The organism is Ottowia caeni (assembly GCF_050821495.1).
GTDB lineage: Bacteria > Pseudomonadota > Gammaproteobacteria > Burkholderiales > Burkholderiaceae_C > Ottowia > Ottowia caeni.
Map to the genome: position 1 here is coordinate 1,442,781 of NZ_CP151080.1, position 21,498 is coordinate 1,464,278.

Consider the following 21,498-nt stretch of genomic DNA (forward strand, 5'->3'; position numbering starts at 1 on the left):
AACAAAGAGGGTTTGCTTGTAGGAGCGGCTTCAGAGGCTGTCGTTAAAGTGGTTGGTGCAGCAGTGGCGATTGCCCCCTCTCCTTTCGGGAGAGGGTTGGGGTGAGGGAGCGCGCCCAAAGACAGTCTCAGATCATGCGCCGCTGCCCTCACCCTGGCCCTCTCCCGGAGGGAGAGGGGAGAAGAACGAGGCCGTTTTGCGACACCCTCTTCAGCCGCGAAGGGTCACCGTCATCACTGGCGTCTTGTGCTCGGAAGGAAACCAATCGCGGCTTCAGAGGCTGTCGTTAAAGTGGTTAGTGCAGCAGTGGCGATTGCCCCCTCTCCTTTCGGGAGAGGGTTGGGGTGAGGGAGCGCGCCCAAAGACAGTCTCAGATCATGCGCCGCTGCCCTCACCCTGACCCTCTCCCGGAGGGAGAGGGAAGAAGAACGAGGCCGTTTTGCGACACACTCTGAAGCCGCTCCTACAAAGGCAGGGATGATGGAGGCCGTTTCGGGCTTTCAAAGTTTTGTTTCTCATGAGCCTCCAGCGCCACTGACGTTGGGGCCCAGGGGGCCGATCAGCCGCTGGCAAACGGCAGACGGCAGACGGCAGGCAGCGCGCACCGCCTATTCACGCTGCCTGCCCAAGCAACTCAATTCTTGCGAAAACCCAGCACCAGCACCACGGCACCCAGCGCGATGGCGCCCAGGCTCAGCCACTGGGGCACATTTACGGTTTCCTTGTCTTTCACGGTAAGTTCCAGCGGGCCCAATTTGGCCTGCGTTGTTTCTTTGGTGAAGCTGAAACCGCCGGTAAAAAACCCGGCTAGCCCCAACACGATCAAGATCACTCCGGTCAGACGTAGTGCATTCATGGCATATCTCCCAAATCCGGGGCTGTTGGACAAAGGCGCAGTAGCGACCCCGGTTTCCCCGCCTGTGCCAGGCAGATTCTAGAGATGCGCAGGGCCGGCGCATGTAGGACGCCACCGCAACGGCGCTGGCCGTTGCGCGCCTGCATCGCTGCAACTGCATGCTACGCTCTGGCCTCATGTTCAACCCGCTGGCCTGTCGCTGCTTGAGCAGTTTTCTGTCCTCCTGCTGTGTCTCGGCTGTCACGATTCGTCCGGCGCCGCGTGACCGAGCAACCGGATGAGCGAGCGATCCTGTATGCCATGCTCGCGCAGGCTCTCGGCCGTCTGGCGTGCGTAATCCAGCGTGCTCCCGTATCGTCCCCGCGCTTGCCTGAAGATGCGTCGGTACTCTTCAGGCGGCAGTTCCCCGGTGAAAGAGGGGCTCCGACGTGACAGCGTGAAGGCCAGCGCCGGCACGGGCCCATTCGGCGTGCTGCAGGTGAGCCACCGTGCGTCATAGACTGCGGTGGGCATTTCCCGCGCCCACAGCACGTCGAGTACCTCATTCGCATGGCGGTGCGGCACGCGGTAAACCACACCTCTGCAACTGCCCCCTGCCAACAGCGCAAACACCAGCCCGGGCAACTCAGGTGTACCCCGATTCACCCGGCTCCACATGGCCAGGGCGCGGTGCCAGCCATGCACGTGCGTGGAATGCCGCTCGGTATGATCAAAATCAGGTCGCCAAATGAGTGATGCATATCCGAACACCCAAAGATCTTCCCCTGCGCCCCTCTTGCGCCACTGCTGCCGAACGACTTCAAGCATTTTGCCCGGGTCTCGGCCCGGCACGCAGAGGTGCTGATAGGGGTCGGGGGATCCGGTGGGGTGCTTTTCAAGCGTGTGCATGGCTCAACTTTATAATTCCTTGAATAGGCGCCTAGTGTCCTGAATTGCAAATTCGTTGAACAAATCGACCGACAATCGCCGCCATGCTGCGTCACAAAGCCTCGCGATACCACTTGGTATCACTGCGTTTTGTTCCTTGCCTGACACCGATTTCGGCAGATTTGTGTCTTCAACGAACTTACAACTCAGGACACTAGATCGTAAGCACGTTCTTAGAGTTGGCTTTCGGTGCAGTTCGGTGCAGGCTTGGTCTGTCGGTCCAGCGCATGGCACTGAGACTCAAGGCGCAAGGCCCAAGTTGCGTCAATGACTTGTCCGTCATCGGTGTGCGTGAAGCAGACGTGTATCTGCATCTATTTGCGCATCCTTCACCCAGCTTATCTATAGGCTCTCAGGGAAAATCATCAATGAATTCTCAAGACAACACCCGCGCCTTGACATGGGGTGCCGTGATCAGTGTTATTTTGCTGGCAGTCGGCGTGGCCGTCGGCCTGAGCATAAGCCGCGATGTACCGCAAAACTCATTGCCGAATGCGGCAGCAGGGGCCACCATGCTGACCGTGCCCGACCGCAGCAATGCCATCTTGCGCGGTGGCGCGGCCAGCACCGCGGGCATGACCACAGATGCGCCCAGCGTTCGGTTGGAAAACGGCATAGTCAAGTTCTTCTTTGCTGTCGGCAAGTCGGAACTGGCCCAAGGCGCCCGCGAAGCCTTGGGCGCCATCGTCAAGGGCGTGGCGGCTGGCCAATCCGCAGTTGTCAGCAGTTTTCATGATGATTCCGGCGAAGCCGCGCAAACCCAGGCGCTTGCCCAGCAACGCGCCATGGCCGTGCGCGATGCCTTGATTTCACTCGGTATTGGCGAGGATAAACTTCAATTGCGTTCACCCGAAGCTATTGCCGTCGGCAAAGACGACAGCCCTGAAGGGCCCCGGGTGGAGGTGAGTCTGCAATAAGCCGCGTCGTTTTCAGTGCAGTATCCAGCCCGCCAAGCCGGCCATTAGAACCACCAGCGCAGGTGGCACCCGGCCTACGGTCAGCATCCCGAACGCAACCAACGCCAGACCGAAGTCGGTTCTGCTGTGAATCGCGCTGGTCCACACAGGGTCATAAAGCGCTGACATCAGGATGCCGACCACTCCGGCATTGATGCCTGACATGGCCGTCTGTATTCCGGCGCGGTGACGCAAGCTTTCCCAAAATGGAAGGGCACCAACAAGCACCAGAAAAGCCGGCAGAAAAATAACTGCGAGCAACACCATGCCGCCAAGCCAGCCCTGCAGCGGTCCGTTGGCCACACCTCCCAAATACGCTGCGAACGTAAAAAGCGGCCCGGGCACGGCTTGCGCCGCACCGTAGCCGGCCAGAAAATCGGCGTTGCTCACAAGTCCGCCAGGCACGACCGTTGTCTGCAGCAGCGGCAGCACGACATGGCCCCCGCCAAAAACCAGTGCCCCCGCGCGGTAAACGCCTTCAAGCAGGGCCACGGTCGACGAGGCGGTGGCAGCAGCCCACAGCGGCAAACCAGCGAGCGGCAGTGCAAAAGCAAAAGCGCGCAGACACCGGCCTTGCGCGACACGGGGTAAGTGTGGGCATGGCCACCGCCGGGCTGCGCAATCTTCAGTCCCCAGAAGCCTAGCAGGCCTGACAAGACGATTGCGGCAACCTGCCCTGTGGCCGACGGCAGCAGCAGAGTCAGCAGCGCTGCCACAATTGCCAGGCCGGCACGCGGACGATCGGGGCAGAGCGACTTGGCCATGCCCCAAACCGCCTGCGCCACGATGGCCACCGCTACCACCTTCAGCCCATGCACCCAGCCAGAATGGGCCAGTTCCTGGTAGTGCGCGACGCCCAGAGCAAACAGGATCAGCGCGATCGCCGAGGGCAGAGTAAAGCCCGCCCAAGCCAGCAGCAGTCCTGGCCAGCCCGCGCGGCCCAACCCCAACGCCATGCCCACCTGGCTACTGGAAGGGCCGGGTAGAAACTGGCAGAGAGCGACCAGATCGGAATAGCTGCGGTCATCCAGCCACCGCCGCCGCTCGACGAACTCGGATCGAAAATACCCAAGGTGTGCGATCGGGCCGCCGAAAGAGGTCAGGCCCAGTTTAAGGAAGGCCCAGAAAACTTCGCCAGGTGTGCCGGCTGCGCTCGCCTTATGTTTAGAGGCGCTTGGAGAACCAGGAAACATCTTTTATGCCATCCGCGCAGCAGCGACACCGCGAAGGAATCCGAGAATGGCGCGGTCTGCGCCCAAAGGTTCAAGCATGAAGGTGATCAGCATCAGGTCACGTGCGGCGCCGATCTGCGTTTGAACCTCCGTCGCCTTTTCTATCCAGCGGCGTGTGCGTGCATTGGGCAGGAGAGACTGCATCGCTTCCAGACAATAGCGTGAACGCTTCGCCAGTAGCCGGGTGCGGTGCTCCTGTTCCAGGGCATCCTCATCGCCACGATCCTTGGCTTCTTTGGTCACTTTTATTTCATTTTTCAAGCGTGTGTGCAGGCGGCCAGTTCGCTTCTCGGCCCAAGGCCCTATGTCTTCGGATTTGGTCTCGTATTGGGGCAGGGCGTGTAGCCACCGGCCAATGCCCAGCAGAGCGGCACCCGTTTCGGGAGTGGACAGTATCTCGCACAAGGCGCTGCGAAGAACCTGACGCTCGGCGGTGAGTGTCTTTTCCAGGCTGTGCCATTGCGCCTCTCGGTCCGCGTTGCCGGATATGAAAGGCTCTTTCCATGGTGGCAGTGTTTCAAGCGCGGCAACGTCCAGATCGCGCAAGCGCCCCAGAGCACGCCGAAGCGGAGCCAGGCCGGTGGTGTCGGGTACGGGTATATCCTTCAACAGGGGCTTGAACAGCCATAGTCCGCTATTCCATCGGCGCCAGCCCACGCGCGCCTGATGCACCAATTCTGCGTCATCGAACTGAACAAACCGTGCAAGGTTCTCAGTGAACTGGCTCAGCATTTCGCCGAGCACCGTCTGGGCGGCTCGCTCGGCTGGCAGGTGGGGGTCCAGGTCGGGCGGGCGCGCTCGCAAAGCCGTGGCCGAACTGTCGTCCAGCAGGCGCCAGCCGCGCTCGGCTTTGCTGGTTTCTGTCGGCAGCACCGCCACGTGGGCCGCGATCTGCCCGGCCAGCACAAAGAGTGAATCCACAGGGCCATGAACCAACTCAAGCTCCAGTTCGCAAATTGGCAGAGTACGGCCCCCTGCCTGGACGCTGCCCACATCAAGAGCGACTTCAATCAGGCCATCATCACCGGCGCTCACTTGCCACAACGTGCGGGTACTGATCGTTTCAAAGCAGGGTGTCAACTGTGTGAACAACTGCTCGTGACCTTCGATGGCATGCCATGGCGTGCCCTCCAGTGCGTTGGGGTCCAACTCGCCCCTGCTCACCGTGGACTCCCATTCGCCCCGCTGACTCAGGCCAGAAGCTCCGCTGCCAGCAGTTTTGAAGGTCTGCCTCCAGTGCGTGCGCTTTTTACCTTGGCGTACGCTACGCAGTCGCAAGGCCGCGCGCTGCTGGCGCAGGTATTGCTCTGGCGTGTCGAAATAGATGTTGCGCAGGTGCTGTTGCTCCGAAACAATGCCGTTCAATGGCGGTATCTCGGACACCTGAGCGGAAATGAGACGATGATCTGCCCAGGGTAAGGCGAGCTTCAGCTCAATCTCGGCTGGCGCCTTGTCCTTGGCGTGTGCCTCTTTGTTGTAAGTCATGTGCCGCCTTTCTGGGCCATGTACGCAGCCTTTGCCACCACTTTAATCGGGCGCAGCATACTTTGAATAAGCGTCATACGTCTGTCTATTCTGGGCCAGATCCGTTGTGGCCTCATGACAGATGTGGGTAAATACCGGCTTGACGGTTTTTGCGGCTTATTTCCTAATCCGAGCATGGCTCTAATCGCCGAGTGTGGGACGTTGAGCGAGGCTCTGAATGAAACGTGGTCAAGAAGGACCGATCGGCCGTTTGTTGCATGTACTGTGCGACATCTGCGCCATCATCGGTGGTTTGGTGTTGATTTGCATGGCGGCCATGACCGTCGTAAGCGTCATAGGACGCACTTTTTTCGCTTCTCCGATCTTGGGAGACGTGGAGCTTGTGCAACTGGGCCTGGCGGTTTGCGTGGCTACTTTTCTACCTTACACCCAGTTCAGAAGTGCCAACATCATTGTTGACTTCTTCACCACCAAGGCATCTCTGCGCAAGCAGCGCTGGATGGATGGCCTGGGGGCATTTCTCTACTCCTGCATGACAGCGCTGATCGCCTGGCGGGTTTTCGCGGGCGGCCGTATGAGTCAGGAAAATGAAGAAGCCTCCATGTTGATGAACTTGCCACTGTGGATCCCCTACATGCTGATGGTTCCGGGCCTGGTACTTTGTACGCTGGTGGGCTTGTACCAGGCATTCATCTACTGGACCACGCCTCCTGAAGACTTTGAAGGAGACGCGGCATGAGCCCCTCAATGATCGGTATCTCGCTTTTCGTTGCCATGCTCCTCCTTATGGCGATTCGGGTGCCCATTGCCGTGGCCATGTTCGTTCCTGGCGCCGCGGGCTATATCGCGCTGTCCGGGTGGGACCCGCTCATGGCGCATTTGCGCGGTGCGGTCTACGGGCGGGTGTCGGTGTATGACCTCTCGGTCATTCCCCTTTTCATGCTGATGGGAGCGTTCGCCGTCAACGGCGGACTCTCCAAGGCATTGTTTGATTTTGCCAACGCCTTGCTGGGCCGATTCAAGGGGGGCATGGCCATGGCGGGCATTCTGGCCTGCGCGGCTTTCGGCGCCATTTCTGGCTCCACCGTGGCCACCACGGCCACCATTGCGCAGGTGGCCTACCCGGAGATGCGCCGCATCCACTACTCAGGCCGCCTGGCTACGGCGGCCCTGGCCACCGGGGGCACCATGGGCGTGCTGTTGCCGCCCTCGGTAACGTTGATGGTCTACGCCATTCTGACCGAGCAAAACATTACCAAAACGTTTCTCGCAGCCTACGTGCCCGCTATTCTGGCCGCCGTGGGGTACATCCTGGCGATTGCCATTTATGTGCGTATCAAGCCCCAGCATGCCCCCGAAGCGCGGGCTGCGTCGGGTGCTGAAGTCATGCAAGCCGCAAGCGGCGTGTGGCCTATCGCCCTGATCTTCGTGGCCGTGTTCGGCGGTATCTACGGGGGCATTTTCACCCCCACAGAAGGGGCTGCCATTGGCTCCACGCTCACCTTCGTCATCTCGCTGATCAAGGGGCAGCTCACGCTTGCGAAGGCTGTCGAATCGATCCGCACTGCAGCAGTGACCAGCGGCATGATCTTCATGATCTTCATTGGCGCTGACATGATCAATGCATCATTGGCGCTTTCGCAATTGCCCAATCAGCTGGCGGACACCATCGCGCACGCGAACATTGCGCCGGTCGTGGTCATGGCTGTGATTATGCTGTTTTACGTGATCCTGGGGTGCGTCATGGACGAGATGTCCATGATCCTGCTCACGGTGCCTGTCATATTTCCGGTCATCATGGGGCTTGATTTCTTTGGCCTCGAAGCCTCTGAGAAGGCGTTGTGGTTCGGCATCCTCATTCTCACCGTGTGCGCCATCGGCATGATTTTTCCTCCGGTGGGGCTGAACGTCTACATCATGAACGGACTTGCCAAGGACGTTCCCATGATCGAAACCTACAAGGGCGTGATGGTATTCCTGACATGGGATTTCATCCGCCTGGCGCTCTTGATCCTTTTCCCCGGCATCACGCTATGGTTGGTGCGTTTGTTGAACTAGGGATGCCCTGCATAACTCCCTGCGGTCGGTGGCAGCACGGCCTCGGGCGATCCGCTGCGTTGCTTTTCTTGCCAATAGCTGGGCTATTGGCTGCAAAAAGACGCCTTGCGCCTCATCCCGATCCGTACTACCACCGACTCGCGAGGGTTATGCAGGACATCCCTAGGTCTGGTTTTTTCAAGGAGACAGTGTTATGGGTTCCATGTTCAGCAAAATCGGCCTGGCTGCCGCGCTGGCATTCACGGCTGGCGGCATTTCGGCGCAGACCGTCCTCAAGGTTCATCACTTCCTGCCCTCGGGCTCCAGTTCGCATCAGAAAATCATCGCGCCATGGTGCGCCAAGATTGAGAAGGAGTCTGGCGGTGAGCTGAAATGCCAAATTTATCCGGCCATGCAATTGGGTGGTACCCCGCCTCAATTGCTGGATCAGGTGCGCGATGGCGTCGCAGACATTGTGTGGTCCGTACCCACTTATTCGGCAGGGCGTTACACCAAGACCGAAGTATTCGAGCTGCCCTTCATGGCGGTCAGCGCGAAACAGGGCTCGCAAGCCTTGTGGGAGTACACACAGAAGAACGCGCTCGACGAGTTCAAGGGCATTAAGCCATTGTTCATGCACACGACGGAGGGCTATGTCATGCACTCCAGCAAGCCTATTCATACCCTGGAAGATATGAAGGGCAAGAAAGTGCGTACCGCCACGCGGATCAGCGCCCGCATGATGGCTGCCATGGGTGGCACCCCTGTTCAAATGCCTCTGCCGCAGGTGGCCGATGCCTTGTCCAAAGGGGTGGTCGATGGTGTGCTCGTGCCTTGGGAGGCCATTCCAGCCACCAAGCTGCATGAGATCGTCAAATACCACTTGGACGCGCCAAAAGGGTCGCCGCGTTTTGCCAACACCATTTTCATTTTCGGCATGAACCAGGGCAAGTACGACAGTCTGAGCCCGAAACTCAAGAAGGTGATCGACGATAACTCCGGCTTGGCTGCTTCAGCCTGGGCGGGCGAAGAAGGCTTTGACAACATCGTCGAACCCTATTCGAAAATGGCGCGAGACCGCGGCAACACCATCTCCGTCATTTCCAAGGAAGAACTGGCTCGCTGGGAAAAGGCCACAGCTGGGGTGGACGACATCTGGCTGAAAGACGTTGCGGCCAAAGGCGGCGACGGCAAGAAGCTGATTGAGGAGGCTAAGGCACTGCTCAAAAAGTACGAGCCCAAGTAACCAGTTTGAAGAAGGGTGCCAGCGCCCTTCATCTGCAGAGGGAGGTGCACCCATGCCGCGGGCGACTCGTGGTTCCCGGAACTGGTTTGATCAGGGGGCAATGCATACTTGCGTTTTCGCCCTGAATATCCGCCAGAGCTGGCGCAGTTTCTTGCATCGCTGGCACCAGGAACCACGCAGGCGGTAGACGTGGGTTGTGGCAATGGCCAGTTGACGACTCAACTGGCCAAACATTTCGATTCAGTGCTGGGAGTTGATCCCAGCGCCGAGCAAATCGCCAACGCGACGGAGCATCCGCGTGTGGAGTACCTTCGCGCTGCTGCGGAGCAGCTACCTGTGGCGGATCACTGCGCGCAACTCATGGCAGCCGCGCAAGCCGCTCATTGGTTCGATCTTCCGCGTTTTTATGAAGAAGTGCGTCGCGTATGCGTCCCGCATGGAATGCTGGCGCTGGTCAGCTACGGCGTCATGCATCTTGATGAGCATCTGGAGCCCCGGTTCAGCCGCTTCTATCGGGACGAAATCGGCCCCTACTGGCCTGAGGAGCGCAAGTTTGTCGATTCCGGCTACGCCAACCTGCCGTTTCCTTTTGCGGAGCAGTCCACCCCCTGCCTGGAAATTCGCAAGTCTTGGAATCTGGAGGAACTGCTCGGCTACATCTCCACCTGGTCTGCGGTACACCGCGCGTGTGAAGCTGGGCGCGAGGACATTTCGCAGAGCTTCGCCGCCGACTTGATTGAGTTGTGGGGCAATTCGTTGCAGTACCGAGAGGTTCGCTGGCCCCTCAATGTGCGGCTAGGGAAACTCTGACTTCATCCATGTCAGATCGGAAAGGGGCCTGAAAACTGATCCACGTAACTGAAGTGGCAGGCGATGCCTTCTCCTGGCGTGTGTCGATACAGGCCAACCACGGGTGGCTCCAGTCGACAGGCCAACGGGGCACCGGGCAGTAGATTCAAATCGATTTGGTGAGAAGAGGAGGGCGCGACCATCACAGGCGCGCCGCCCAGGGAACCGACCAACGGGCGATGCAGGTGGCCTGCGGCAATCAGTTGCACGTCGCCGTGAGCAGCCACCAGGCGGCCCAGCCTGGCTCGGTCACGCAGCAGTCCGCAGGAATCCATGGCTTCAATGCCGGAAACAATCGGCGGGTGGTGCATAAAAATGACCGTGGGCTGGGCCATGCAAGCTTTCAGTTGTGCCTCGAGCCAATCGAGCTGCATGTCATCCAGAAGGCCGTAAGATTGGCCGGGCACCACGGTATCCAGCCCAATGAAGTGCATCAACCCGTGCTTCATATGAAGGCACGTGCGGCCCTCGGGTGCATCGGCTGCCACGGGCATCAATTCGCTCAGAATCTGTCTGGCCACGGATGGTGAGTCGTGATTGCCAGGAACCGCAAGAACCAAAGGCCCACCCGCCGAAGGCGCCGGCAACTCTTCCTGCAGCATGCATTTAAGCGCTTCGTAGTCGCGCGCCTTCCCGGCTTCGGTCAAATCACCGGTCAGTAGCAGCACGTCAGGCATCGGGTCTATCTGGCGCACATGCGCCAGCGCGCGGCGCAAAGCCGTTGCAGGGCCGGGGTGCCCCGGTAGCACCGTAGTGTCCAGCCCAAGGTGCGGATCAGTAACGTGGGCGATCAGCATTGAAGGCAGTAGTACGCACCGGAGCAGGCCGTGATTGGTTGGGTAGTCAAGGCAGGAAAACGAGGTATGTATTCACCTGCAAAAGCAGGCAGCATCGTCAATTTACCTACAGCGACTCCATTTTGTGTCGCCAAGACAGCATCGTGATGCTCGGATTGAGAATTCCTTCACAAAAATAGGTGCATCCAGATGCGATCTTCCGCACCAAGCATCTGTCGGGAGGTGAAGCAAAATCCAGGTTCACCGCCATGATTTGTAAAAGGAAGGCCCGCATGTCCACGCTCACCCAACCCGTGCTCTATACCGATACTGATGGCCGAGCCCGCTGGCGCGATGAGGAGTTGCCGCTGTCCGAAGGCTCGCCGGCAGCGCGTCTTTCAGCACTGGCTGAGTCTGGGGGCGTGCAGTGGCGCTGCAGTCCTGTGGGTTTCAAGAGTGATTTTCATTGCACCACCACACCGCAATGGCTGGTGGTGCTTCAGGGCAGCATGGAGATCGGTCTTCAGGACGGCAGCACTCGCCTCTTCGGGCCCGGAGAATACTTTTACTCCAACGACATCCTGCCGGCAGGTGCGACGTTTGACCCGCAGGTTCACGGCCACCGCAGTCGCCAAGTGGGTCCGCAGACGCTGGTGACTCTTTTTGTGCGGAGTCAGCGCGCCCCGTAGATGTGGCGAAAAAGCAGCTTGTGTGAGGGAGTGCTCACGTGGGGCGCAACTTGCGGCCTGGAGGGGGGACACATGACCCGAGCTTCATTACACTGAAGATGTAAGAGGAGTATGGATCTGTGAACAACGCCTTGCCCAAGCTTTCCCCATTCGACCTGCGAGGCATGTGCCGCCGCTTCGTGCTCGAGTGGGTGGTGACGGTCACTGGCGCTGCTGGGAATCGCCATTGTCATGGGCTGGATGTGGAAGATCGATCGCGACAACGTTGAAGAGCGAGAAAAGGAGCGTTTGACCACGACCGCCACCATCATCGAGCGAAATGCCATTGAACAGCTCGAATCCATTAACAATGCACTACTGGGTTTTATTGCACGATTCAGTCAATGGAAAAAATCCTCGGATGGGTTGGTCGAGGCTAATAATTACTTTGACTCGGTCACCGAGGCTATGTTGGGCGTCGACATTCTGTTCTATGCTGATAAAGAGGGGGTCATGCGTGCGGCAACCTCCAGTTGGAGGCAGTACCTGGGGCGGAGCCTATCTGATCGACCCTACTTCAAGGCTTTCAATGAAAGCGCTTCGTCTGATCTGCTGTTCATCAGTGAACCACTCGTTGCCATAAGTGGTGATTACACAATGAGTGTGTCGCGTGCGATAGTGGGAGCCAACGGTGAATTCAATGGAATTGTAGTGGCAGGGCTCGAAGCTCAGCAGTACAGAACGCTTTTGAATTCGACACTCTATGCCAAGGATATGTGGGTTTCCATTGCACATGGCAGCGGTATTCAGTTCATGATGGAACCAGACAGAGAGGGCCAGGCCGGACTTCAGCTCAACCGACCTGATTCTCTTTTCGCCAAGCACATGGCGAGTGGCGAAAGGCAGAATGTCATGAAGGGAATTTCCACCAGTACTGGGCAAGAACGATTGGCTGTCATTAGAACCATTATCTTGCCGGATGTGAAATTGGCAGTACCTCTTGTACTTGCGGTCAGTCGTGATCCGATGGAGATATTCAGGTCATCGAATGATTTAAGGCAGAACTTTCTCCTGATTTTTTTGTTTATGCTTCTGGGTGGCGCTGGGTCGCTCGCGTTGAATCAATCCATTCGAATGGATGCGGCGCGTTCCGCTTGGCGGGCAAGAAAAGACATTGAAGAGCGGGACGATGCCTTGCGCCGATTTTTTTCATTGAATGTTGATCTTTTTGCCATACTGAGCGACGAAGGAAAATATAAAAGGGTTAACGAAGCATGGTCTGCCACACTAGGGTACCCGGCTGATTTTTTTGTGGGGCAAGCGGTGGGGCTCATACTTCATCCTGAAGATAAATCCAAAACTGAAGATTATTTTCAAAAACTCGTTGATGGAGCACCTGCAGCCGGCCTGGTTACACGTATTCGCCATGCAGAGGGGCACTATCTCGAGGTCGAGTGGCGCGCGTTGCAGTCTGGCGATCAAATATTTCTGAGTGGGCGCGACGTCACGGCAGAGCAGGAGCGCAAGCGGGAGATCCAGCGTATCAATAAGCATCTCGAAGAACAAAGGATGCAATTGCAGGAGATGGCGTTCCACGATGGTCTAACGGACGTCTACAACCGACGGTACTTTGACGAAGTCCTTGTTTCGGAGTGGCGAGCGTGCCTGAGAGAGGGCAAGCGGCTTGCTGCCCTCATGATCGATGTCGATCACTTCAAGATTTATAACGACACCTACGGGCATCAGCAAGGTGACGAGTGCCTGAAATCAATTGCCCACGAGTTGAGATCTCGCTTCAAAAGACCTAGGGACCTTGTCGCACGTTACGGTGGCGAGGAATTTGTGGCGCTGCTGAGCGATACCGACGAAGCCGGCGCGTTTCATACGGCCACTCAAGTCGTACAGGCGATTGAGGCCATGCGAATTCCTAACGAACATTCATCGGTGGTTCCCTTTGTGACGGTCAGCATCGGGGTCGCTGTTTTAGTACCCACGAATGACTATGCTCCCGAGTATCTCGTGGAACTCGCTGATTCAGCGCTCTACACGGCCAAGTCCAGCGGGCGGAATCGGGCGGTCATGGCGGGAAGTCGGGGTGCGATTTCCTGATGACTTGGTACCGCGGCAATATCAAGCGAGCATCAATGTCTCCACTTTCTAGCGCTGGAGTGGCGTTCTTTTCTCGCATCGGCCCTTTTCGCCTGCGCGCCGCCTTGTTTTCAGTGCTGACAGCGTTGGTGTTATCGATTCTGCCGGCTAGCTACTGGTTTTCGCGGGCTGATCAGGTTAATCGGGACACTTCGCATCAGATTGAGCACACTGCAGAAGCCATCGCAGCGCACATGAAGCAGCGGCTTCAGACCATTGAACTTATGTTGCGAGGGGTGAAGGGATTTGTAGAAGGCTCGGACGCCATAAATGCCAGTGAGTTTCACGATTACGTCGCGTCCCTCCGAATCGAATCGAGCGCTCCTGATGTTCTTAGTGTGGCTTTCGTGCCGTATGTGACGGCCGACCATCTGGGACGCTTCTCCAGCAGAGTTGAGCAAGAAATCAGCACTGAGCTTTTCAAGTTGCGACCATCCGGGCAGCGTGATGCTTACGCCCCCGTGCTCTTCATCGAGCCACCAACTGCCGGGAACACCAGGCTCCGGGGGCGCGACATTCTGACGATACCGGCGACACGGGAAGCTGCGTTACGCGCGCGTGACCGTGCTGGCGGTAGTCTGTCCGGCCGCATCAGCTTGGCCGAGTATGGTGTGGGCGAGGATGATTCGGATTCCGCCTTTGTCATGTATCAGCCCATTTACAAAAGCGATGCAGTGGGCGACACCGGTGTGCCGTCTCATCGGAGTTTCGTGGGCTGGGCTGCTGCACGTTTTCGGCTAAAAGACGTCCTGGAGTCGCATGGACCAGGGCTTCACCCGGGTCTGCGTCTGCAGGTTTTCGATGGTGAGCGCGAGGCGGAAAGCGGCTTTCTCTTTGGCATGCTGGATGACCGTTCAGAGCCTTTCCACTCCGTAGGCGCCAACCCACATGAGGCAAGAGGCGCGTTTGATTATGGAGGACGGCGCTGGACCTATACCGTGACGCCGACTGCGTCTTACCAGAGCGGTCACACGGACCGCGTGCATCATTGGCTAGCCTCGTTGGGTATCCTGCTCAGTTTGGCGGCTGGCTTCATTGTCTGGTTGCTGATGACATCCCGGGACAGAGCGCAGCAGCTTGCAGTCGGTATGAATGCCGAATTAAGGGCGATCTCCTCAGACCTCGAAGGAACCCTGAACGCCGTGCCCGATCTGTTGTTCGAGTTCAATGCAGAGGGTCGTTTTCTTGCATTACGTACCGCTACCGACCGATTCCTTGCCTTCCCAAAGCATGAGGTGGTCGGGAAAAGTGTATTCGAGGTCTTGCCGGTCGAGGCGGCAGAAGTCTGCATGAAGGCTATCGAGGCGGCTCATCGTGATGGCACGTCCTCAGGTCAGCTAGTAGAAGTGCGGGTTCGAGGAGAGCGTCGGTGGTACGAACTTTCCGTTGCCCGAAAGTCTATTGAAGTGGGCGCACCGTCACGTTTCGTGATGCTTGCGCGCGACATCACCGCGCGGCGCGCTGCTGAAGAGAAGGTGCGTGAGCTCGCTTTTTTGATCACTTGACCGGGCAACCCAACCGAAGTCAATTCATGCTCACCGCGAGCAAGGTCCTGACTGAGCGCAAGCTTGGGCAGGTGTTCGGGGTCGCCCTCTTGGTGGACTTGGATAACTTCAAGGCGGTCAATGACCACTGGGGGCATCATCGAGGCGATCAGCTGCTTGTGCAGATTGCGCAGCGCATCTCGCGAGAGTTGCAGCCTGGAGACATGCTGGCGCGGCTTGGCGGAGACGAATTCATTGTGTTGATCGAAGACCTTGGCTCGGACAAAACCTTGGCCACGCAACGTGTGGAGGCTCTTTCTGCAAGGTTGCTCGCCACTATTTCCCGGCCTATCGTTATCGAAGGGCAGGAGTATTTTTCGTCGGCGAGCCTGGGGGCGGTTCTTTTTGGCCACCACCCCATGTCGGTCGAAGACCTGCTCAGCCAGGCTGACTCGGCCATGTACTACGCCAAGGATAGCGGTCGTAACACCTTCCGCTTCTTTGATAGTCGCCTGCAAAAACGCATATCCGAGCGCGTTGAGCTCGAAGCCGATCTGCGCCAAAGTATTGAGCACAAAGAACTGTTCCTGCTCTACCAGCCCCAAATAGAAGGGGGTGGGCGGATCATCGGCGCCGAGGCCCTATGCCGATGGCGCAACCCTTCACGGGGCGAGGTTTCGCCAGCCGAGTTTATTTCGCTCGCAGAAAGTACTGGCTTCATACAGGAGCTGGGCCCGTGGGTGCTTGAAACCGCGTGCAACTCGCTCGCGAATTGGTGTGCCTTGCCGGGAATGGAGGGTGTCACGTTATCGGTGAACGTGAGTGCGCGGCAATTTCACCACCCTGACTTTGTTCGGCAGGTGCTGGAGGTGATAAAGCGAACGAGTGCTGACCCGGCCAAGCTCAAACTGGAGCTGACTGAAAGTATCTTCGCGGGTGATCTGGATGAGATCGTGACCAAGATGAGCGCGCTCAAGGCAAGAGGCATACGCTTTTCTCTTGATGACTTCGGTACGGGGTACTCATCCTTGGCATACCTGAAAAAGCTCCCACTCGATCAACTCAAGATCGACAAGTCTTTCGTGCGCGATGTGCTCAATAACAGGAATGATGAAGCCATAATCCGCACGGTGATCGCGCTGGGCAAAAGCTTACGCTTGAGCGTGATGGCGGAAGGCGTGGAAACCGAGGAGCAGCATGCGTTCTTGCAGCGAAGTGGTTGCGTCCTGTACCAAGGCTATTTGTTCGGTCGGCCAATGACCGAAGAGGCGCTCTTGATGCGTGTGAGCTCCATCCGCTGAACAGATACAACGAGTGAATCAAGACATGCCGCAACGTCGTTATCTCATCTCGAGACGTTCCCAATGGTGCCTGCTGGCTGGCTGCATGCTTGCGCTTGGATTGGTGGTGCTTTTCAGCCTCCTGTTTGAGCGCAGTCGGCTGGTCGAGGAACAGAAGCAGCGCCTAGCCACCACGTCGCGTGTCATCGATGAGAACATCTCGTGGCAGTTGGAGGGCGTCTCCAGTGCCCTTGTCACGATGCAGGGTCTTGATGTCTCGTACCCGGAAGGCGTCGCCGCCACGAATCGTGAACTTCGAGCAATGGCAGATGCGATGCTTGGTGTCAGGACCCTCATCGTTTTTGACGCCAAGGGCCGCGTGTTGGCAAGTAACCGTGATTCGATCATTGGGCAGGACTTCTCGGCGCGGGAATACTACAAAAAGGTCACTAGAGCTGCCTGACAACGACGCGCTCTATGTATCTCAGCCTTTCGAAACAGCGCTGGGTGCCTATTCAATGAACGTCTTGCGCGTCCGCCTGGACGAAAGAGGCAGCATCGACCGAGTCGTTTCAGCGACGCTCGATCCTGAGTTCTTCAAGGTTCTCTTGTCCTCGGTACTCTATGCTGACGACATGTGGGTTGCTCTTGCTCACGGCGACGGGGTGCCGGCTCTGCGCCTCCCGGAGCGACCTGGTTTCTTGGGGAACGATGGGGGGCAACCCGATAGCTTGTTCAGCAGACACGCACGAAGTGGCCTCAAGTCGAGCCTGGTTGCCGGGGAGGAAAGCCCTGCAGGTGCGTTCGCTTGGGTCGCGTTGCGCACCATCTCGCCGGAGGCGCTGAATATGCGCGGCTCTCTTGTCGTGGCTGTAGCGCGTGACACATACAGGGCGTTGGAGCAGTGGCGCCAGCTCATGTTCATCGGGGTCGGAATACTCTTGGCCGCCACTGTGGGGTCCGTAGCCTTCTTGAGAGTTGTCCATGCTGGTCACGACGAGTTACGGAAAGTGCTGGATCACGAAGAGGAAATTCGAAAAGACGCCGAAGAGAAGATTTGGCATCAAGCGTATTACGACCACTTGACGCAACTGCCGAACAGGCGCTTATTACTCGATCGAATGTCGCAGGTGTTGGCCGCCAGCGTGAGGCATGGTCGCTACAGTGCCTTGCTCTTCATGGATCTTGACGGATTCAAGCAAGTGAATGACCGCCATGGTCACGAAAAGGGCGACCAGTTGTTGTTATCAGTGGCTCATCGATTGACGAAAATCATGAGAGCTGAAGACACTGCTGCTCGCTATGGGGGCGATGAGTTTGTGGTGCTTCTTGGCGACCTAGGCAGTCAGTACGAGGAGGCGAAGCGCAGTGCCACAGCAGCCGCTGAGAAAATTCTTGTAGCGATGGCTGAACCCCATGATCTCGATGGAATCATGCACGTGTGCACCATCAGCATAGGCATGGCGATATTCGGGGGCAGGACGGAATCCCTGGACGACATTGTCAAGCGCGCTGATGACGCCATGTACCAGGCGAAGAGCTCAGGAAAGAACTCGTACCAGTTGATGGAGCCGTCTTGAGGCCTGCGTGAATGGGGTTTTGAGTTTGGGAACGGCCCCACGTAAGGCATAGTGCTACTTGATGTCTTTCATTTGGTCTCGCCAGGTGAGGTGGATTCCTAAGGGATGCTGTCAGCCGCGAAGGAAGATAGCGCCCAGAACAAAGCAGGCCATCCACAGCGTTTCGACCAGCAGCAGCGCAAAGGGCCGCCATCCGGCGCCGGCCAATTGACCAAATGAGGTCTTCACGCCCAGTGCAGCAATCGCGACAACCAGACACGCACGGGATACGTCGTTGAGACCGGTCTGGACCGCGCCGGGCACGCCGCCCAGCGAGTTGATGACCACCAGGGCCACGAACACCCATAGAAACCACGGAACCAGGGGCTGCTTCCGGGCTACCGCGCCAGGGTTTTCACTGACTTCCCGCTGCCGCTTGAACAGGCCAGACACCACCACCACCACCACCACCAGCATGGACACACGGAACAGCTTTACGATGGTGGCGTAGTCGCCAGTTTCCTGGTTGAGCATGTACCCGGCACCCACTACCTGCGCCACGTCGTGGATCGTTCCACCCAGGAAAAGACCGGCCAAATCGGGGGGCAGGTGCAGCAGCGTGGCCACCAGCGGATAAATCATCATGGCCAGGGTGGACAGCACTGTCACGGTCACCACCACCATCAGCGTGAATCGCTCACTTTCCTTGTTGTGTGGCAGCACCGCAGAGATGGCCAACGCGGCCGATGCGCCGCAGATCGCTACCGACCCACCGGACAAGACCGATTGCGCACGGCTCATGCCAAGAAGGCGCCCCAGTAGAACCCCGCACAGTAGCGTAGTCACGACTGCGGCGATGACCATGGCTGCAGTGCTCCATCCCAGGCCAGCGATTTGGTCTGCTGTGATCCGTGCGCCGAGCAAGCCGACGCCCAGTCGCAGCACAAAGCGCGAGCAGAACTCGATGCCAGGCTTGGTCTTTGCGTCAGCGTTGAGGTAGTGAAAAGCCACGCCAAAAAACAATGCATACAAGAACTGCGGACCGCCGTGCAGAGTAGACACCAGGGTGGCGGCCATCGCGATCACACAAGACAGCGCGATACCTGGCAAGAGCTGCAGCAGATGCGGCGGCAGCGAAGCAAGGCGGCCCGCGTGGGTGGCCGGCGTTTGCGAAAGGGAACGGGACACAGAAAAAACCCTATAGAGCAGCGCCCGGAAGCCAGGCACGAGGGGCGCGCCCTCAAAGAATTTAATAATAAGCAAAAGTCATTAAAGAAAGAAACGGATAATTCTTATCAAGATGACCGATAAATCCAATCAGCAATCGTTCCGGCGTCTGCGCCTCAACCTCCGCCAGCTCGAAGTCTTTCTGGCCACTGCGCTGGGTGGCAGCACCCGCGCTGCCGCCGGGCGGATTGCACGATCGCAATCTTCGGCCAGCACCTCACTGGCCGACCTGGAAGCTGCACTCGGCGTCGAACTGTTCGACCGCATTGGTCGCCGCCTGCTGCTCAACGAGAACGGCCGAGCGCTGTTGCCCAAAGCCCAGGCTCTGGTCGAACAGGCGGCCGAAGTCCAGACCCTTTTCACGGCCGAGCACGCAGCGCCCTTGCGCGTGGCGGCTAGTTTCACCATCGGTGAATACCTCTTGCCCAGCTTGGTGTCAAAGTGGACGCAACGCCACCCCAAAAGCCAGATCCATCTGCGCATAGGCAATACCCGCGAAGTGATCGCTGCGGTCGCCGCTCTGGATGTCGACATTGGCTTCGTGGAGGGATCGCAGGCGCATTCGGACTTGGTCGTTCGACCCTGGCTGGAGGACGAAATGGTGATCGTTGCGGCACCGGGTCATCCGCTGGCCAACCTTTGCGCCTCGACCCGTCAGTTGTCCGATGCCACCTGGGTACTGCGAGAACATGGCTCCGGGACGCGCCAGTTCGCCGATGAATGGCTGCTTTCACACCTCGAACAGGTGCGCGTAGGCTTTGAGCTCGGCAGCACCGAAGCCATCAAGCGCGTGGTGGCTGCGAGCGAGGGCCTGGGCTGCCTTTCTCGCCACGCAGTCGAGCAGAGCGTGGCAGACGGGCATTTGGTTCAATTGCAAACCTGCCTGCCCCCCGCACTTCGCACACTCGCCATCGTGCTGCACCGCGAGAAGCGCCTCGGCCGCGCAACCACGGACTTTCTGGCGCACTGCAACGCGATCAACCCAAACAGCGAAAGATGAGCACTGAGGTCCGATAAGTTTGTTCAAGTTTGTTCATCGCACCATCGTGCAGGAGACGCCCACTTCAGGAATCAAGAAACACGAAACCCCTTGAGCTCACAGTTTTGCTTGATGACCTCAATGTCGCTGAACTGTCTGGCCACTTTGTGCTCGAACAGCGCTTATATACGTACTTCAACTGGAAAGTCTGTGATGGAAACAGCGGTTTTGTGGGTGTTGTCTGTGGTCTTGATCGTCTTGGGATTGGCCGGGACCGTGTTGCCGATGTTGCCAGGTGCTTTGCTGGTGTGGGGTGGCATCTTGTTGGGGGCGTGGATTGACGACTTCACCCGCGTGAGCGTCGCTTCGGTGCTGGTGATCAGCGCCCTTGGACTGCTGGCCTGGGTGCTGGACTATGCGGCTGGGCTTATGGGCGCCCAAAAGGCCGGAGCCAGCAAACTGGCGCTGTTGGGTGCTGCGGTAGGCACCGTGGCAGGGCTTTTCATGGGTTTGATCGGCGTGCTCTTCATGCCCTTGGTCGGCGCCGCCGTGGGTGAGTACCTGGCGCAAAAAGACCAGAAGCGGGCCGCCAAGGTGGGCTTGGCCACCTGGGTCGGGATCATGGTAGGGCTCTTGGCCAAGGTGGTGCTCGCGTTCGTCATGGTGGGTATATTCGTCGCGGCTTATCTGATTTGACGGCTTGTGCAAAACGCGTATTACCGGAACGGCAGGCGAAGACCGATTCGCCGTTGGCTGGGTTTTCCATCGCGCTCTCCAACTCCTCACATCCATGCTTGAAGTATTGAATGCCTCGATTCCCGGGCAATGGGAAAAAGTCATCATCACTGCCCTGTTGATCGGCATGGCCTTGCTGGCCTCGCACCTATGGGCACTCTACCTTTCGCGTGGCGAGATTTCCGCAGAAAAGCGCCGCCTTCACCTGGTCTGGGCTCGCAACATCATTTGGTTGGCGGCCTTGCTGGTCATTGTGTCTGTGTGGGCCTCCACCATCGCCGGTTTCGCGCTGTCGGTCGCGGCGGTGGCTGGTGCCATACTGATTGTCAGCAAAGAACTGGTGATGTGCGTGCACGGCTACCTATACGTGACCTTGGTACAGCCCTACAAAATCGGAGACGTGATCGAGTTCAATGAGCTGCACGGCCAGGTGGTAGACATCGACATGTTCGCCACCACACTGGTGGAGATTGACAAGGCCGGCCAGCGCACTGGCAAAGTGGCCGAGTTTCCCAATGGGCTGCTGCTGACGCACCCGTTGATCAATGCCTCCCCCAATGGGGCCTATGCCTTGCACGCAATTCAGATTCCCATACCGGAACGCGCCTCCAACGACTTGGAGCGCATTGAGGCTGCAGCGCTGGCCGCCGCCGATCTCGCCACCGCCGCTTGGCGTGAAGAAGCCATCTCGCATTTCCGCAGGGCATCTGAAGAAAGCTTCATCAAACTGCCTTCTGGAAAAACCAAGCTGACTTGGGACTTTTCAGATCCGAAGCATTTGGTGCTGGTGGTCCGGGTGGCCTGCCGAGTCGATCAGCGGGCCAAGGTGGAGCAGGCGGTATTTCGCGAAACGTGGCGAACATTCTCACCGCCGCCAACAGCAAACGCCGAGTTGCCAAACACCTGACGCTACTGCCTCAACGTTACGGAGGGTCTGCACCACCTGCTTTACCCGGCCGCTGGAAACAAGAGGTCAGCGCATTGCGCAACCGCCAATCGGGTTGTTCCCCGTAGGTTGGCGCTGAGCGCAGCGAAGCCCAACAGACAGCGCCAC

At 58.2% G+C, this 21,498-nt stretch carries 20 protein-coding genes and 1 pseudogene; 15 read left to right on the forward strand and 6 right to left on the reverse strand.

Features of this window, described 5'->3' with window-relative positions; genetic code table 11:
- Window positions 1-634: 634 nt before the first annotated feature.
- Together AAAK34_RS07060 and AAAK34_RS07065 are read right to left on the reverse strand one after the other, a co-directional pair.
- Window positions 635-856: a hypothetical protein gene (locus AAAK34_RS07060; protein WP_231693427.1), complete on the reverse strand. Its 222-nt coding sequence runs from the start codon at window positions 854-856 to the stop codon at window positions 635-637.
- 240 nt (window positions 857-1,096) lie between these two features.
- Entirely contained in the window at window positions 1,097-1,663 is a 567-nt protein-coding gene (locus AAAK34_RS07065; RefSeq protein WP_231693797.1) for a gamma-glutamylcyclotransferase, read from the reverse strand.
- Between the two features lie 488 nt (window positions 1,664-2,151).
- On the opposite strand from AAAK34_RS07065, the gene AAAK34_RS07070 reads away from it, so the two are divergent.
- Window positions 2,152-2,700: an OmpA family protein gene (locus tag AAAK34_RS07070; protein ID WP_431777880.1), complete on the forward strand. Its 549-nt coding sequence runs from the start codon at window positions 2,152-2,154 to the stop codon at window positions 2,698-2,700.
- Window positions 2,701-2,712: 12 nt separating this feature from the next.
- Here AAAK34_RS07070 and chrA read toward each other — a convergent pair.
- Both chrA and AAAK34_RS07080 read right to left on the reverse strand, forming a co-directional pair.
- Window positions 2,713-3,932 (reverse strand): annotated as a pseudogene (gene chrA, locus AAAK34_RS07075) (chromate efflux transporter).
- Between the two features lie 3 nt (window positions 3,933-3,935).
- Window positions 3,936-5,456: a CYTH and CHAD domain-containing protein gene (locus AAAK34_RS07080; RefSeq protein WP_231693424.1), complete on the reverse strand. Its 1,521-nt coding sequence runs from the start codon at window positions 5,454-5,456 to the stop codon at window positions 3,936-3,938.
- Between the two features lie 217 nt (window positions 5,457-5,673).
- Between AAAK34_RS07080 and AAAK34_RS07085 the strand changes: the two genes are divergently transcribed.
- The 4 genes from AAAK34_RS07085 (at window position 5,674) to AAAK34_RS07100 (ending at window position 9,549) form a co-directional block, all read left to right on the forward strand.
- The gene (locus AAAK34_RS07085; protein WP_231693423.1) at window positions 5,674-6,195 is read left to right on the forward strand and encodes a TRAP transporter small permease; all 522 of its coding nucleotides are present in this window, start codon (window positions 5,674-5,676) and stop codon (window positions 6,193-6,195) included.
- Window positions 6,192-7,514, forward strand: a complete 1,323-nt coding sequence (locus tag AAAK34_RS07090) for a TRAP transporter large permease (protein ID WP_231693422.1) — start codon at window positions 6,192-6,194, stop codon at window positions 7,512-7,514. The genes AAAK34_RS07085 and AAAK34_RS07090 overlap by 4 nt, the downstream gene beginning before the upstream one ends.
- Window positions 7,515-7,707: 193 nt before the next feature.
- The gene (locus tag AAAK34_RS07095; protein ID WP_231693421.1) at window positions 7,708-8,739 is read left to right on the forward strand and encodes a TRAP transporter substrate-binding protein; all 1,032 of its coding nucleotides are present in this window, start codon (window positions 7,708-7,710) and stop codon (window positions 8,737-8,739) included.
- Window positions 8,740-8,847: 108 nt separating this feature from the next.
- Window positions 8,848-9,549, forward strand: a complete 702-nt coding sequence (locus AAAK34_RS07100) for a class I SAM-dependent methyltransferase (RefSeq protein WP_431777881.1) — start codon at window positions 8,848-8,850, stop codon at window positions 9,547-9,549.
- Between the two features lie 11 nt (window positions 9,550-9,560).
- Here the strand turns inward: AAAK34_RS07100 and AAAK34_RS07105 are convergent, their stop codons facing one another.
- Window positions 9,561-10,385 (reverse strand): metallophosphoesterase, encoded by an 825-nt coding sequence (locus tag AAAK34_RS07105; protein ID WP_231693419.1) that lies wholly within the window; start codon window positions 10,383-10,385, stop codon window positions 9,561-9,563.
- A 272-nt stretch (window positions 10,386-10,657) separates the two neighbouring features.
- Between AAAK34_RS07105 and AAAK34_RS07110 the strand changes: the two genes are divergently transcribed.
- The 7 genes from AAAK34_RS07110 to AAAK34_RS07140 all read left to right on the forward strand — a co-directional run bounded on the left by AAAK34_RS07110 (window position 10,658) and on the right by AAAK34_RS07140 (window position 17,524).
- Window positions 10,658-11,053: a hypothetical protein gene (locus AAAK34_RS07110; protein WP_231693418.1), complete on the forward strand. Its 396-nt coding sequence runs from the start codon at window positions 10,658-10,660 to the stop codon at window positions 11,051-11,053.
- A 119-nt stretch (window positions 11,054-11,172) separates the two neighbouring features.
- Window positions 11,173-11,322, forward strand: a complete 150-nt coding sequence (locus AAAK34_RS07115; protein WP_431777882.1) for a hypothetical protein — start codon at window positions 11,173-11,175, stop codon at window positions 11,320-11,322.
- On the forward strand, window positions 11,294-13,141 hold the full coding sequence (locus tag AAAK34_RS07120) for a sensor domain-containing diguanylate cyclase (protein WP_431777883.1): 1,848 nt from the start codon (window positions 11,294-11,296) through the stop codon (window positions 13,139-13,141). Before AAAK34_RS07115 ends, AAAK34_RS07120 begins: the two co-directional genes overlap by 29 nt.
- Before the next feature lie 35 nt (window positions 13,142-13,176).
- On the forward strand, window positions 13,177-14,685 hold the full coding sequence (locus tag AAAK34_RS07125; protein WP_431777884.1) for a CHASE domain-containing protein: 1,509 nt from the start codon (window positions 13,177-13,179) through the stop codon (window positions 14,683-14,685).
- A gap of 26 nt (window positions 14,686-14,711) precedes the next feature.
- Entirely contained in the window at window positions 14,712-15,965 is a 1,254-nt protein-coding gene (locus AAAK34_RS07130) for a putative bifunctional diguanylate cyclase/phosphodiesterase (RefSeq protein WP_431777885.1), read from the forward strand.
- A 13-nt stretch (window positions 15,966-15,978) separates the two neighbouring features.
- Window positions 15,979-16,407, forward strand: coding sequence for a hypothetical protein (locus AAAK34_RS07135; RefSeq protein ID WP_431777886.1), 429 nt, complete (start codon window positions 15,979-15,981; stop codon window positions 16,405-16,407).
- Between the two features lie 55 nt (window positions 16,408-16,462).
- Complete coding sequence (locus AAAK34_RS07140; RefSeq protein ID WP_431777887.1) at window positions 16,463-17,524, forward strand: diguanylate cyclase domain-containing protein; 1,062 nt, start codon at window positions 16,463-16,465, stop codon at window positions 17,522-17,524.
- Between the two features lie 111 nt (window positions 17,525-17,635).
- On the opposite strand, the gene AAAK34_RS07145 is transcribed toward AAAK34_RS07140, so the two are convergent.
- Window positions 17,636-18,637 (reverse strand): YeiH family protein, encoded by a 1,002-nt coding sequence (locus AAAK34_RS07145; protein ID WP_431778004.1) that lies wholly within the window; start codon window positions 18,635-18,637, stop codon window positions 17,636-17,638.
- A gap of 166 nt (window positions 18,638-18,803) precedes the next feature.
- Between AAAK34_RS07145 and AAAK34_RS07150 the strand changes: the two genes are divergently transcribed.
- The 3 genes from AAAK34_RS07150 to AAAK34_RS07160 all read left to right on the forward strand — a co-directional run bounded on the left by AAAK34_RS07150 (window position 18,804) and on the right by AAAK34_RS07160 (window position 21,351).
- A complete protein-coding gene (locus tag AAAK34_RS07150) occupies window positions 18,804-19,730 on the forward strand; it encodes a LysR family transcriptional regulator (RefSeq protein ID WP_231693414.1) in 927 nt (308 codons plus the stop codon).
- Between the two features lie 192 nt (window positions 19,731-19,922).
- Entirely contained in the window at window positions 19,923-20,405 is a 483-nt protein-coding gene (locus AAAK34_RS07155) for a DUF456 domain-containing protein (protein WP_231693413.1), read from the forward strand.
- Window positions 20,406-20,499: 94 nt separating this feature from the next.
- On the forward strand, window positions 20,500-21,351 hold the full coding sequence (locus AAAK34_RS07160; protein WP_231693412.1) for a mechanosensitive ion channel family protein: 852 nt from the start codon (window positions 20,500-20,502) through the stop codon (window positions 21,349-21,351).
- The last annotated feature ends 147 nt before the right edge of the window (window positions 21,352-21,498 follow it).

Coding starts and splice junctions, on each gene's coding strand:
- AAAK34_RS07130 (WP_431777885.1), top strand. CDS start 14,712: ATGCTCACCGCGAGCAAGGTCCTGACTGAGCGCAAGCTTGGGCAGGTG.
- AAAK34_RS07155 (WP_231693413.1), top strand. CDS start 19,923: ATGGAAACAGCGGTTTTGTGGGTGTTGTCTGTGGTCTTGATCGTCTTG.
- AAAK34_RS07060 (WP_231693427.1), bottom strand. CDS start 856: ATGAATGCACTACGTCTGACCGGAGTGATCTTGATCGTGTTGGGGCTA.
- AAAK34_RS07105 (WP_231693419.1), bottom strand. CDS start 10,385: ATGCTGATCGCCCACGTTACTGATCCGCACCTTGGGCTGGACACTACG.
- AAAK34_RS07095 (WP_231693421.1), top strand. CDS start 7,708: ATGGGTTCCATGTTCAGCAAAATCGGCCTGGCTGCCGCGCTGGCATTC.
- AAAK34_RS07085 (WP_231693423.1), top strand. CDS start 5,674: ATGAAACGTGGTCAAGAAGGACCGATCGGCCGTTTGTTGCATGTACTG.
- AAAK34_RS07065 (WP_231693797.1), bottom strand. CDS start 1,663: ATGCTTGAAGTCGTTCGGCAGCAGTGGCGCAAGAGGGGCGCAGGGGAA.
- AAAK34_RS07110 (WP_231693418.1), top strand. CDS start 10,658: ATGTCCACGCTCACCCAACCCGTGCTCTATACCGATACTGATGGCCGA.
- AAAK34_RS07090 (WP_231693422.1), top strand. CDS start 6,192: ATGAGCCCCTCAATGATCGGTATCTCGCTTTTCGTTGCCATGCTCCTC.
- AAAK34_RS07150 (WP_231693414.1), top strand. CDS start 18,804: ATGACCGATAAATCCAATCAGCAATCGTTCCGGCGTCTGCGCCTCAAC.
- AAAK34_RS07070 (WP_431777880.1), top strand. CDS start 2,152: ATGAATTCTCAAGACAACACCCGCGCCTTGACATGGGGTGCCGTGATC.
- AAAK34_RS07140 (WP_431777887.1), top strand. CDS start 16,463: ATGAACGTCTTGCGCGTCCGCCTGGACGAAAGAGGCAGCATCGACCGA.
- AAAK34_RS07160 (WP_231693412.1), top strand. CDS start 20,500: ATGCTTGAAGTATTGAATGCCTCGATTCCCGGGCAATGGGAAAAAGTC.
- AAAK34_RS07120 (WP_431777883.1), top strand. CDS start 11,294: ATGTGGAAGATCGATCGCGACAACGTTGAAGAGCGAGAAAAGGAGCGT.
- AAAK34_RS07080 (WP_231693424.1), bottom strand. CDS start 5,456: ATGACTTACAACAAAGAGGCACACGCCAAGGACAAGGCGCCAGCCGAG.
- AAAK34_RS07125 (WP_431777884.1), top strand. CDS start 13,177: ATGTCTCCACTTTCTAGCGCTGGAGTGGCGTTCTTTTCTCGCATCGGC.